Annotated in this window: 13 protein-coding genes; 4 read left to right on the top strand and 9 right to left on the bottom strand. The window is 71.6% G+C overall.

Features of this window, described 5'->3' with window-relative positions; genetic code table 11:
- Position 1 precedes the first annotated feature (1 nt).
- From DA075_RS09695 to DA075_RS09685, 3 genes are all read right to left on the bottom strand, one after another.
- A complete protein-coding gene (locus tag DA075_RS09695; protein WP_099953024.1) occupies positions 2 to 619 on the bottom strand; it encodes a LysE family transporter in 618 nt (205 codons plus the stop codon).
- A 123-nt stretch (positions 620 to 742) separates the two neighbouring features.
- Entirely contained in the window at positions 743 to 1,366 is a 624-nt protein-coding gene (locus tag DA075_RS09690; RefSeq protein ID WP_099953023.1) for an exopolysaccharide biosynthesis protein, read from the bottom strand.
- 376 nt (positions 1,367 to 1,742) lie between these two features.
- A complete protein-coding gene (locus DA075_RS09685; protein ID WP_093569550.1) occupies positions 1,743 to 2,012 on the bottom strand; it encodes an usg protein in 270 nt (89 codons plus the stop codon).
- Positions 2,013 to 2,359: 347 nt separating this feature from the next.
- On the opposite strand from DA075_RS09685, the gene bcsS reads away from it, so the two are divergent.
- Positions 2,360 to 3,112 (top strand): cellulose biosynthesis protein BcsS, encoded by a 753-nt coding sequence (gene bcsS / locus DA075_RS09680; protein WP_244936549.1) that lies wholly within the window; start codon positions 2,360 to 2,362, stop codon positions 3,110 to 3,112.
- Here the strand turns inward: bcsS and DA075_RS09675 are convergent.
- Complete coding sequence (locus DA075_RS09675; protein ID WP_099953021.1) at positions 3,035 to 4,636, bottom strand: cryptochrome/photolyase family protein; 1,602 nt, start codon at positions 4,634 to 4,636, stop codon at positions 3,035 to 3,037. The two genes, bcsS and DA075_RS09675, sit on opposite strands and share 78 nt — an antisense overlap.
- A gap of 204 nt (positions 4,637 to 4,840) precedes the next feature.
- On the opposite strand from DA075_RS09675, the gene DA075_RS09670 reads away from it, so the two are divergent.
- On the top strand, positions 4,841 to 5,707 hold the full coding sequence (locus tag DA075_RS09670) for a methionyl-tRNA formyltransferase (protein ID WP_099953020.1): 867 nt from the start codon (positions 4,841 to 4,843) through the stop codon (positions 5,705 to 5,707).
- A 7-nt stretch (positions 5,708 to 5,714) separates the two neighbouring features.
- Positions 5,715 to 5,900 (top strand): DUF2256 domain-containing protein, encoded by a 186-nt coding sequence (locus DA075_RS09665; protein ID WP_174800082.1) that lies wholly within the window; start codon positions 5,715 to 5,717, stop codon positions 5,898 to 5,900.
- Position 5,901: 1 nt separating this feature from the next.
- Here the strand turns inward: DA075_RS09665 and DA075_RS09660 are convergent, their stop codons facing one another.
- Genes DA075_RS09660 through DA075_RS09650 form a run of 3 tightly spaced genes read right to left on the bottom strand, consistent with a single transcriptional unit; the run spans position 5,902 to position 7,921 of the window.
- Positions 5,902 to 6,768: a metal ABC transporter permease gene (locus tag DA075_RS09660; RefSeq protein ID WP_099953019.1), complete on the bottom strand. Its 867-nt coding sequence runs from the start codon at positions 6,766 to 6,768 to the stop codon at positions 5,902 to 5,904.
- Positions 6,765 to 7,730 carry a zinc ABC transporter ATP-binding protein AztA gene (gene aztA, locus DA075_RS09655; RefSeq protein WP_244936548.1) on the bottom strand — a complete coding sequence of 322 codons (966 nt, stop codon included), beginning with the start codon at positions 7,728 to 7,730 and terminating at the stop codon, positions 6,765 to 6,767. Before aztA ends, DA075_RS09660 begins: the two co-directional genes overlap by 4 nt.
- A complete protein-coding gene (locus DA075_RS09650; RefSeq protein ID WP_099953017.1) occupies positions 7,727 to 7,921 on the bottom strand; it encodes a hypothetical protein in 195 nt (64 codons plus the stop codon). The genes aztA and DA075_RS09650 overlap by 4 nt, the downstream gene beginning before the upstream one ends.
- A gap of 162 nt (positions 7,922 to 8,083) precedes the next feature.
- Between DA075_RS09650 and DA075_RS09645 the strand changes: the two genes are divergently transcribed.
- On the top strand, positions 8,084 to 8,626 hold the full coding sequence (locus DA075_RS09645) for a Fur family transcriptional regulator (protein WP_099953016.1): 543 nt from the start codon (positions 8,084 to 8,086) through the stop codon (positions 8,624 to 8,626).
- A 181-nt stretch (positions 8,627 to 8,807) separates the two neighbouring features.
- Here DA075_RS09645 and DA075_RS09640 read toward each other — a convergent pair.
- A protein-coding gene (locus DA075_RS09640) for an IS630 family transposase (RefSeq protein WP_420813131.1) occupies positions 8,808 to 9,769 on the bottom strand; the annotation gives its coding sequence in 2 pieces (ribosomal slippage) (positions 8,808 to 9,418 and positions 9,418 to 9,769; 963 coding nt in all).
- Between the two features lie 66 nt (positions 9,770 to 9,835).
- Positions 9,836 to 11,332 carry an undecaprenyl-phosphate glucose phosphotransferase gene (locus tag DA075_RS09635; RefSeq protein WP_099953014.1) on the bottom strand — a complete coding sequence of 499 codons (1,497 nt, stop codon included), beginning with the start codon at positions 11,330 to 11,332 and terminating at the stop codon, positions 9,836 to 9,838.
- Positions 11,333 to 11,359: the final 27 nt, after the last annotated feature.

Raw genomic sequence — 11,359 nt, 5'->3', positions numbered from 1 at the left:
ATTACAGCCGCGAGGCCAGAACCTTCAGGCCCGCTCCGGCGAAGAGCACCGCGAAGGCGCCCTCGAACCAGCGCCGCAGGCGCAGGTATCCCCGCGCCAGCCGTCCGTTCGAGAACAGCAAAGCGTAGCCGGTGAAGATCGCGGCGCTCTGAAGCCCGACGGCGGCGATGACCAGGACCAGTTCGGCCGGAGAGGCCTGCGGCGACAGGCCGAGCGTGTAGAGCGAGCCGAAGAACAGGATCGCCTTCGGGTTGGTCAGGTGCAGGGCGAGGCCCTTGGCGTAGGCCCGCGAGGCCGAGACCTCGGCGGCGTTCCGCTCCATCGCGGCCGGCCCCCGGATCGCGCTGCGCGCCGACTTGAAGGCCAGGACCAGCAGGTAGGCCCCGCCGAGATAGCGTAGCACCTCCAGCATCCACCCGCTCGACGCCATGACCGCCGCGAGCCCGAGGGCCGCGGCGACCGACCAGATCAGCGATCCGGTCACGACGCCGAGGGCGAGGGCCAGGCCGGTGCGGCGCCCGGCCTGCATCGCGGTGTCGGCGATCGCCAGGGTGGCGGGCCCGGGGCTGGCGACGAAGGCCGCCGAGAGGATCAGCGGAAGGTTGACCGAGAGGGACATCGCGTCTTTCCGCCTGGATGCGGGGGGGCTCCGTCAGGTCGGGCCGGCCCCGCGCGCGGGATCCCGACCGCGACCAACGCTCGGATGCGCATCCGGGCGTCAGCCGTCACCCGAACGTGAGCCTCACGCCCCCGCCGCGGCCGCTCCGAGATTCAGGAGCCCCATCACGCCGGTGAACACCGCGTAGACGAAGCCGAGGTTGAGCAGCACGCCCAGCACCCCGACGCCGAGGCCCGCCGCCACTACGATGCCGTCGCGCTCGACGAGGCCGAGGCCGACCAGCGTGACCGCGAGGCCGAGCGGGATCTGGCCGACGAGCGGCGCAGCGACGATCAGCACCAGGGCGAGCGCGAGGAGCAGCAGCCCCATGGTGCGCATGCCGATGTCGTTCTCGAACACCCGCAGCCGCGGCCGCGACCAGCGCTCGAGCCGGCGCAGCAGCGGCACCGCGCGGGAGACCGCCCGCTGCAGGTCGGACCGGGCGATCGAGCGGCCGAGCAGCGCGCGGGGCAGCCAGGGGGCCGACATGCCGGCGGCGATCTGCGCCGCCACCAGGGCGAGGAGCAGGCCGCAGATCAGCGGGATCGGCGGCGGCATCGGCAGGCAGTTGGGCAGGCCGAGCAGCACGACGAGGAGCGCGAAGGCCCGGTCGCGCAGGACCGCCACGATGTCGCCGACGGTCAGCCGCTCGGTCTCCTGGGCGGCGAGGACGGTCAGGACCTCGGAGGTACGGGCGAATTGCGTCACGGGGCTCTGGCCGTCCGGTGCCGGGGAGGCGCCCCCTGGCGGGCTCGTGGCGCCCCCGGGCGGGGTCGCGGCACGCGCCGGCGGGGTCGCGGCGCCCCGGGCCGGGGTCGCCCGGCCCCCTCTAGCCCACTCCGCCGCCCGGGCCAACCCGCGCGCATGGGTCGTCCCCGCGCCGAGATCGGCGCGGACGGGACCTGCGGCGAGAAGGGGTCCGAGCCGCCGTCGAAGCGGCCCGGCCGCGGAGAGAATGCGCCTGTGCATGATTCACCGACGTGAGCGCCGCGCTCCTCGAGAGCGCGGCCGTGACGGGCCTCACACACGGCCAACCGGGCAATCGTAGGGCAGACCTGTGAGAAAGATGCCGGGCGCCCTGATTTCAGTGCAGCGTCAGCACCCCGTTCACGGCCCGGAACTCCGCCGGCTTGATCAGTTGCGAATGGGCCACCCGGACCGAATGCAGCGGCCCCTCCAGCTCACGCTTCCAGAAATCCAAGAAGCCGGTGAGCACCGGGAAGCGCGGGGCGAGGTCGTAATCCTGCCAGACATAGGTCTGCAGCACGCCGGGATGATCGGGGATACGGTAGAGGATGTGGGCCGTGGTCAGCCCGTATCCCTCGATCTGCTGGCGAAACTCCTTGGAGACCATGACACCTCCTGAACGGTTGACGATCCTTCTCGGGTGCGTAGCGCTTTGCCGACCAAGCGTCCGATGATGCGGTTAATCGATGCTTAAGCTCAAGCGAAAACGGTGGCTAATTCGTTGATTTTTCAGGCAATAGCAGCCTCTGCACGCGAGTGCTGACAGTCACGGGCTGATCGTTCCGCCGGTGGCTGACCGTGATGCCCCGGAGGCAGGGCCGCTCGTGCCCGGTCCGGTTCCCGCAAGGTTGCCGGACCACGTCGCCGTTCGCCTGTGCGTCGTCATGGCGCCGACTTGACGCAGCGTTTTATGGAAAAGATATTTTCATTGACGCAACGACAGACCGGGCCGGCGTGCCTCCTCCCTCGGTTCATCCGGTCCTGCTCTATGCGGTGGCCAGCCTCGCCTGCCCCGGCGGCGCGCTCGCCGACGAGCGGGACGACGTGCGCACCGTGCTGTTCGGCAGCCTGGATGCGGGCCGCTCGACCTTCGTCAGCGCCGGCGCCAAGGTGGCGCCCGGCAGGGTCTCCCGGGACGGTGTGGTGGCCCTCGGCACCCTCGGCTACGGAGTGCGGCCGGAGCGGGACTGGTGGGGCGACAAGCGGGCGCAGGCCGGCATCGCCCCGCCCCGCACCCTGCGCCACACCGTGCAGGCCGGGGCGCTCGCCGGGTGGCAATGGGTGCGCGACTGGGGCGTCGCCGCCCTGTTCGCCGGGCCCGAGCTCGCCTTCGAGGTGCTCGACAGCCCCGGCACCCGGCGGCTGCCGGCGCCGCGAATCGGGGTCCGGGTGCAGGGCGAGCTGTGGGCCCGGCCGACCGAGGCGACGCTCCTCACCGCGACGCTGATCGGCGGCACGGCTCGCGGGAGCGCCTGGAGCCGGATCTCCTGGGGCGTCAGGCTGCCGGCCTCGAGCGCAGCCTATCTGGGGCCCGAAGCGGCGCTCTATGCCGACCGGACCGGCTACCGGAAATGGAGCCTCGGCCTCCACGCGACCGATTTCGCGGTGGCGCGGGTGAGCGTCCGCGTCTCAGCCGGCTGGCTCTACGAGGAACAGGTCCGGCGCCCGGGCGTCTACGGCACGCTCACCGCCTGGCTGCCCCTCTGAGGCGTCCAGGGCGTCGAGGAAGCGGGCGGCATCCGCCACGATCGCGTCGCGGCGTCCCGGCGCCATCGTCTCCAGGGTGCGGTACGGCATGGCGAGGCGCGGGTTGCCGCGCAGGCGATCCTCGTGGGCGATCAGGAAGTTCCAGTAGAGGTAGTTGAACGGGCAGGCGGTCGCCCCGGTCTTCGCCTTCACGTCGTAGGCGCAACCGCGGCAGTAATCCGACATCCGGTCGATGTAGGCGCCGGACGACGCGTAGGGCTTCGAGCCCAGAAGCCCGCCATCGGCCCAGAGCGCCATGCCGTGGACGTTGGGCAATTCCACCCACTCGTAGGCATCGGCATAGACCACCAGGAACCACTCCTCGACCTGGCGCGGCGCGAGGCCGGCCAGCAGCGCGAAGTTGCCCAGCACCATCAGGCGCTGGATGTGGTGGGCATGGGCATGGGCCTTGGTGTCGCGGATGCATTCGGCGAGGCACGCCATGGCGGTCTCGCCCGACCAGTAGAACCACGGCAGGTCGCGGGTGGCCTCGAGCGCGTTGGTCTCGGGATAGTCCGGCATCCGCGTCCAGTAGAGCCCGCGCACGTATTCGCGCCAGCCGAGGATCTGGCGGATGAAGCCCTCGACGGCGTTGAGGGGCGCGGCGCCGTCGCGCCAGCGGTCGTCCGCCGCGCGGCAGACCTCCTCGGCATCGAGGAGGCCGAGATTGAGGGCCGGCGCGATCAGGCCGTGATAGAGGAACGGCGTGCCGGCCCGCATCGCGTCCTGGTAGTCGCCGAACGCGGGCAGGCACTCGTCCAGGAAGTGGCGCAGGGCCTCGAGGGCCTCGGCGCGGGTCACCGGCCAGGCGAAGCCGTCGAGATCGCCGAAATGGTCGGGGAAGCGGCGGGCGACGAGGTCCATCACCTCCTTCGTCACCGCGTCGGGCGCGAAGCGGCGGCGCTCCGGTACGGTATGGCCGGGGGGCAGGCGGCGGCGGTTGTCGTGGTCGAAGTTCCAGCGCCCGCCCACCGGCTCGCGCCCCTCCATCAGCAGGCCGGTGCGCCGGCGCATGGCACGGTAGAAGGTCTCCATCCGGAGAGTCTCGCGCCCCTCCGCCCAGCGGGCGAAGACCGGGCGCGGGCACAGGAAGCGGGTGTCGTCCCGGATCTCGACGGCTAAGCCGAACCGCTCCTCCCACGTTCGCATCATCGCCTCGACCCGCCACTCGCCCGGTTCCGTCACGACGATCCGGTCGGGCCGGTGGCGGGCGATGGCCCGGGCGAGCTCGCCGGTGAACGAGCCGGCGTTGCCCGGATCCTCGAGGGCGACGTAGTCGACCGCGATGCCGCGCCCGCGCAACTCGGCCGCGAAGTGGCGCATGCCTGAGAAGACCAGCACCAGCTTCTGCTTGTGGTGACGCACATAGGTCGCCTCCTCGGCGACTTCGACCATCAACACCGTGTCGGCGCCGGGATCGAGGTCGGTGAGGGTGGCGAGCCGGGGATGGAGCTGGTCGCCGAGGACGAGGCGGAGCGTGCGCATGTGCGGTCAGCCTCCCCCGCGACGGTACGAAGGATTGATCGATCTGCGCGCCATTGCGGCTCCCCTCCGGCGTCCCATCACGCTAGCTAGGGCGATCGGGGTCGTCGGCGGCGGGCTGAACCGACGCAGGGGCGGCAGATCCGCGGGCCGGGGATCGGCAGGCGGGGATCGTTGGGCCGGGATCGTTGGGCAAGGAGTCGTGACGTGAAATTCGCCTTCGCGGGAATCGACTTCCTGGGCGGTGTGTTCGAGGCCCTGGTCGCGGCGGGCTGGCAGCCGATCAAGCTGTTCTCCCGCCCCTGCGACGGGATCTACGACCAGAACGAGGCGGTCGTGGCGCTCGCCCGGCGGCACCGGGTGCCGATCCAGCTCTCGCGCATCCGCGTCGCCGATATCGAGGCGCTGTCGGCCGAGCATGGGCGCGACTGGGCGCTGGTGGTGGCGGGCTATCCGTGGCTGATCACCGGCTGGCCGGGCCGGGTGCGCTACGCCCTCAACATCCATCCCTCGCCGCTGCCGGACGGGCGCGGGCCCTACCCCTTGTTCCGCGCCGTCCTGGATTCCTACGAGAGCTGGGGCGTGACCGCCCACGTTCTGGCCGAGGAGGGGTTCGACACCGGCGACATCCTGGCCCAGGACATCTTTTCGCTCTCCGGCGCGGAGACGCACGAGACCCTGCTCGCCCGCTGCCAGATGGCGGCGATGCGGCTCGCCCGCGGACCGATCGCCCGCGACCTGCCCGCCCTGTGGCGCAAGGCCGAGCCGCAGGGCGATGGCGCCTACTGGCCGCGGGTCACCGACCTCGATCGCAGCCTCGATTTCCGCCAGCCGGTCGCGGCGATCCTGCGCCGGATCCGGGCCTTCGGCACCATCGAGACCCTGGCGCGGGTCAACGACAACCGGATCTTCGTGCTGGAGGCCCACGGCTGGACCGAGCCGCACCGCCACGCCCCCGGCGCTGTGGTGCATGCCTATCGCCGTCACCTCCTGGTGGCGGCCCGGGACGGCTACGTGCAGATTACCCGCTGGAGCAGCGTCCCGCTCGCCGACGCGGACAAGATGGGGCGCTGACGCCGCGATGCCGAAGATGCGCCGCAAGGGCGACCTGCCGCAGAAGATATGCGCCCAGTGCGGCCGGCCCTTCGCCTGGCGCAAGAAGTGGGAGCGGGTCTGGGACGAGGTGCGCTACTGCTCGGACGCCTGCCGGCGGGCGGCGCATCGGGGCGAGCCGGCGCGGCCGCCCGGATCCGGCGCGTCCGGGTAGCTCACGCCTCGAGATGACGGGCGGGAAACAGCCGCCAGACCAGGCCGCCCCGGGGCCCGAGCAGCATCGAGGCGAGGTAGAGCGCGCCGGCGGCGAGCACGATCGCCGGTCCGGTGGGCAGGCTGGCGTAGTAGGAGACGAGAAGGCCCGCCACGCTCGCGATCAGCGCCAGGATCACCGCCGCCGGCATCAGGCCGGTGAGGTCGAGGGCCCAGAACCGGGCCGTGATCGCCGGCAGCAGCATCAGCCCGACGGCGAGCAGGGTGCCGAGCGCCGCGAAGCCGCCGACGAGGTTGAGCACCACCAGGGCCAGGAAGCCGTAATGCACCGGCCCGCTCGCCCGGCCGACCGAGCGCAGGAAGAGCGGATCGACGCATTCCATCACCAGCGGCCGGTAGGCGACGGCGAGGCCCGCGAGCGTCACGGTGGCGATGCCGCCGAGCAGCATCAGGGCGTCGTCGTCGAGGGCCAGCACCGTGCCGAACAGGATGTGCAGGAGGTCGATCGACGAGCCCCGGGCCGAGATCAGCAGCACGCCGCCGGCGAGCGAGATGAGGTAGAACGCCGCCAGGCTCGCATCCTCGCGCAACACCGTCGAGCGGGCGACGAAGCCGGAGAGCAGCGCCACCGCCAGGCCGGCGACGAGGCCGCCCAGCGTCATCGCCGGCAGCGACAGCCCGGCCCACAGGAAGCCGACCGCGGCGCCGGGCAGGATGGCGTGGCTCATCGCCTCGCTCATCAGGCTCATGCGGCGCAGCGTCAGGAACACGCCGACCGGGGCGGCGCCGACCGACAGGGCGACGCAGCCGGCGAGCGCCCGGCGCATGAACGAGAACTCGACGAAGGGCGCCGTCAGGAGATCGATCACGCGGCGTGCCCGTGGGTGTGGTCGTGCGACCCCCGACCGTGGTCGTGCGACCCCTGGCCGTGGTCGTGCGACCCCTGGCCGTGGTCGTGCGACCCCTGGCCGTGGTCGTGCGACCCCTGGCCGTGGTCGTGCGACCCCTGGCCGTGGTCGTGCGACCCCTGGCCGTGGTCGTGCGGTGCGGGGTCGTGTCGGGACGCATGGGCCGCGGCGCGGCAGACAGGGGCATCCTCGTCCCAGGCCTCGCAGAGCCGGCGGGCGCGGCGCAGGTTGTCGGTGGTGAGCACCTCCCGCGTCGCGCCCCAGGCCACGGCCTCGCGGGCGAGCAGCAGGGTCGAGGGGAAGTGCCGGGCGACCTGGTCGAGGTCGTGCAGCACCGCCACGACGGTGCGGCCTTCCGCATGCCAGCCATGGACCAGCGCCAGGAGCTCGTCGGTGGTGCGCGCATCGATCGCCGCGAAGGGCTCGTCGAGCAGGATCACCCGTGCGTCCTGGAGCAGGACGCGGGCGAACAGGGCCCGCCGCAGCTGGCCGCCCGACAGCGTGCCGATCGGCCGGCGCTCGAAGCCGGTCAGGCCCACCGCCGCCAGCGCCGCCGCAACGGCGGCCCGGTGCGGCATCAGCGAGCGCCAGGGCCCGACCCGGCGCCACAGCCCCATCGCCACGAGGTCGAACACGCCGATCGGGAAGGCCCGGTCGATCTCGGCTGCCTGGGGCAGGTAGGCGATGTCCTGCCGGGCCAGGCCTGCGCGGGCGACCTCGCCCTCCAGGGGAGCGATCTCGCCCATGATGCCCTTGAGCAGGGTCGACTTGCCGGCGCCGTTCGGCCCGACCACCGCGGTGAGCGATCCGGGCGGAATCGTCCCGTCGAGGTGGTGGACGGCCGGGTGGCGGGCATAACCGAGGGTGAGTCCGCGGAGGACCAGGGCGCCCCCCGGCGCGGACGGGTGAAGAGGTGCCGTCACGCCATCGCCCAGCCGATCAGGGCCCAGAGCGCCGCCGCCAGCAGCGCGGCCACGGCGATGCGCGGCCCGACGCCGACCCGCAGCAGGGAGAACGGCGCGGCTTGAGAGCGTGGCGCGGCTTGAGGGCGTGGCGCGGCCTGGGAGCGCGGGGCGGCGTCGGCCCGCACGGCGGGGGCATGGAGATGCGGCATCGGCGAATCGGTCGCTCGGGTCCCGCGCCCTCTTCGGGCGGGCGCACGAACCCCATATGGAGGACGGCCGGCGGCCGCCCCAAAGCGGATCGTTACACTGTAACAGGCAGGGCCTGTCAACCGCCGCCGGGTTGGGGTAGGACGGCGCCGGGAGGGTTGCGGATGGACGATCACGGAACCTGCGGGCACCACGGTCACGCGCAGGGTCAAGGCGGGCATGCCCAGGAAGGGCATGGCCAAGAAGGGCATGGTCCCGCCCGGACCGCCGATCTGGTGGCGCGGGCCGAGCGGCTGGCGCAGGATCTCGGCCTGCAATTCACGGCGTTGCGCCGCCGCACCCTGGAGGTGGTGGCCGACGAGGGGCGTCCGCTCGGCGCCTACGACATCGCCGAGCGCCTGAGCGCTCCGGGCAAGCGCGTCGCCGCGGTCTCGGTCTACCGCGCCCTCGATTTCCTCACCGAGCACGGCCTCGTCCACCGCATCGCCAGCCGCAACGCCTTCGTGCCCTGCGAGCATGGCCACGGCGCCGGCGAGAGCGCGGTGTTTCTCATCTGCCGCAGCTGCGGCAGCGTCGACGAGACCATCTCGGCCGAGATCGAGCGCAGCCTGGACCGGACCCTGGCCCAGGCGGGGTTCAAGCCGGCAAGCCGGATCGTCGAGATCGAGGGGGAATGTGGGGCGTGCCAGGGGCGGCAGGGGGAATAGAAGCGACAATCACAGGAGTAGAGAGAAGACGCCGCTGGTGAACTTCTCATGTCGCCATGACAGTCTCACGGTGCCGGGATTCTGGGCGCTGCCTTTCGGTCTGTGATCGTTTTTCGATGACGATCAGGAAGCAGGGCGCCCCACGGGCGCCCTTTCCGCCCAAAGCTATATCATTGCCCGATCAGGCTGAAACGTAGCGGTCTGTCTGGTATCCAGCTGCATTGAGGTAGTTGCGACACTCCTTTGGGGTGAAGGCAGCAAAGGCTTGGCGGATCGCAGCATGCAGGTCTTCGACCGTGCGCGCGGCTGCGGTGCGCAGCAAGGTTTTGAGTTTGGCGAAGGCCTGCTCGATCGGGTTGAACTCCGGGCTGTAGGGCGGGAGGTACACCACCCGCGCGCCAGCCGCCGCGATGGCCTCGCGCACGCCCGTCACCTTGTGGGCCTGAAGGTTGTCGAGGATCACCGTGTCGCCTGGCCGGAGCACCGGGACCAGCGTGTCGGTGACGTAGTCCAGGAAGCGCCGGCCGTTGGTGGCTCCATCGAAGATGGCTGTCGCCGTCAGGCCGCTTGTACGCAGTGCCGCCGTGACGGTGGTGGTCTTGGAGTGCCCGCACGGCACTGGCAGGCGACAGCGCTGGCCGCGTGGAGCCCAGCCATAGCGACGCGCCATCCGGGTCGAAGCGGCGGTCTCGTCGATGAACACCAGACGGTCCGGATCGAGGTCGAGCTGGCCCTCGAACCACGCCTGGCGCGCCTCCGCTACGTCCGGTCGGTCCTGCTCGGCGGCGTGAAGAGCCCCTTTTTACGGGTGATGCGATGGCGGGCCAGGAAGCGCGACAGGCTGCTGGTGCTGGTGGCGACGCCCTGCTCGGCCAAGGCGTCGCGCAGTTCCGACAGCACGATGTTGCCGCGCTCCTCGCACAGCCTCAGGATCCGCGGGGCGTGGGCCTCGATGATCTGCGAGCGCTGGTCTCCGCCCATCGGCTTGGGCCGGACGTGGCCGTCCCGGAGATGGCGGGCGTGCCAGCGGCTGACGCTGGCGGCGCTGACACCGAACCGCTCGCCAGCCTGGCGGCAGGACGCACCCGCCAGGACAGCGGACACCACACGCTCACGCAGATCGACGGACAAGGGTGAGGTCATCGCTGGCTCCTCCACCCAACCAACGCCCAAAACAACTTGGCCGTTGCAGGACGATCGCACAGCGCTCTAGTACGCATTCCGGAACGCACTCCTGGCCACCACCGTCATCACCAGGATCCTGAGGTCGAACCACAGCGACCAATTGTCGATGTAGAACAGGTCGTGCTCGACCCTCCGCTGCATGTCGGCGTCGGTGAGGGTCTCGCCCCGCAGGCCGTTCACCTGCGCCCAGCCGGTGATCCCCGGCCGCACGTTGTGGCGCCGGGCATAGAGCGCGATGCGACGCTCGAAGCTGCGGTCATGGGCGACGGCGTGGGGGCGGGGGCCGACCAGCGACATGTCGCCCCGGATCACGTTGAGGAGCTGGGGCAACTCGTCGAGGTTGGTGCGGCGCAGGATCCGGCCGATCCGGGTGATGCGGTCGTCGTCCCGTGTCGCCTGGCGGAAGGACGCGTCGGCGTCGGAGCGCATGCTGCGGAACTTGAACACCCAGAACGCCTCCTGGTTGAAGCCGTAGCGCTTCTGGCGAAACAGGCTCGGTCCCCGGCTGTCGAGGCGGATCAGGATCGCGATCAGGACGAGCAGCGGCGACAGCGCCACGAGCGCCAGCGACGCCACCACGAGGTCGAAGGTGCGCTTGGCGGCGATCTCCACGGCGGAAAGGGGGGCGCGGCCGACATTGATGCCGGTGAGCAGGCCGACCCGGCCGAGGCGCACGTCGCTGAAGCGGTCCATCACCCGGCCGGGGCGCAGGTGCAGGGCGACCGGCACCCGCAGGAAGGCGTCGACGCAGGCCTCCAGGTCCTCGACCTCGGCCCAGGGCACCAGCACGAACACGTCGTCGGGGCGCAGGAAGCGCACCACCGAGACGCTCAGGTCGAGGTCCTCGGCGAGCTGGGTCCGGCGTGCCTGCGGGTCGGTCCCCGGGGGGGCGCTCCGCAGGGTGCTGACGCCGATCACCCGGAGGCCCAGGGCCGCCGTGTCGTGGGTGGCGTAGAAGCTCGCGACGTCCTCCTCGTAGCCGATCAGGTGGATGCGGCGGGCGGAATCGGAGCGGGGGGTGATGAGCCGGCGCACCAGGGTCACGGTGGCGAAGCGGGTGGCGACGAGGACCGGCAGACCGATGAGGAAGGTCGCCAGAGCCGCCCCGCGGGAATGGTCGCCGGTCGTCTTGCTGAGGAAGCCGAGGACCAGCACCACCGCCCAGGCGGCGAGCCAGAGGCTGAGCGTCCGGCGGAAATGGGGCGCGCGGGCCAGGTAGTTCTCGATGCTGTACTCGCCCCGCGCGGCGTTCGGCAGCACCACGAACAGGCCGAGGAACAGGCCGACCGCCAGCGACGGGCCGAGCTCGGGCTGCCGCTCGTAGGAGATCAGGTGATAGGTCATCTCGCAGGCGAGCCCGGTGAGGGCCACCGCCGCGAGCTCGGCCAGAGCCGCGCCGCCGGCGATCGCGACCCGCAGGGCCGCCCGGCCGCGGCGGGGCAGGAGCGCGTTCCAGACCGCCCGTGCCTCCGAGGTGGCGAGGTGGCCGTCGGCATCCCCCGGGAACCGTTCGTGTCGCATGGCGAGATGACCCGTGACCCGTGTCTG

It is taken from the genome of Methylobacterium currus (assembly GCF_003058325.1).
Lineage (GTDB): Bacteria > Pseudomonadota > Alphaproteobacteria > Rhizobiales > Beijerinckiaceae > Methylobacterium > Methylobacterium currus.
Note: the sequence above shows the minus strand (reverse complement) of the source record. Positions and strands in the feature narration are given on the sequence as shown.

Bases quoted from the DNA above. Each gene is read 5' to 3' on its own strand.
- DA075_RS09695 (WP_099953024.1), bottom strand. From the start codon at position 619: ATGTCCCTCTCGGTCAACCTTCCGCTGATCCTCTCGGCGGCCTTCGTC.
- DA075_RS09685 (WP_093569550.1), bottom strand. From the start codon at position 2,012: ATGGTCTCCAAGGAGTTTCGCCAGCAGATCGAGGGATACGGGCTGACC.
- DA075_RS09675 (WP_099953021.1), bottom strand. From the start codon at position 4,636: ATGCGCACGCTCCGCCTCGTCCTCGGCGACCAGCTCCATCCCCGGCTC.
- DA075_RS09665 (WP_174800082.1), top strand. From the start codon at position 5,715: ATGCCGAAGATGCGCCGCAAGGGCGACCTGCCGCAGAAGATATGCGCC.
- DA075_RS09650 (WP_099953017.1), bottom strand. From the start codon at position 7,921: ATGCCGCATCTCCATGCCCCCGCCGTGCGGGCCGACGCCGCCCCGCGC.
- DA075_RS09645 (WP_099953016.1), top strand. From the start codon at position 8,084: ATGGACGATCACGGAACCTGCGGGCACCACGGTCACGCGCAGGGTCAA.
- DA075_RS09635 (WP_099953014.1), bottom strand. From the start codon at position 11,332: ATGCGACACGAACGGTTCCCGGGGGATGCCGACGGCCACCTCGCCACC.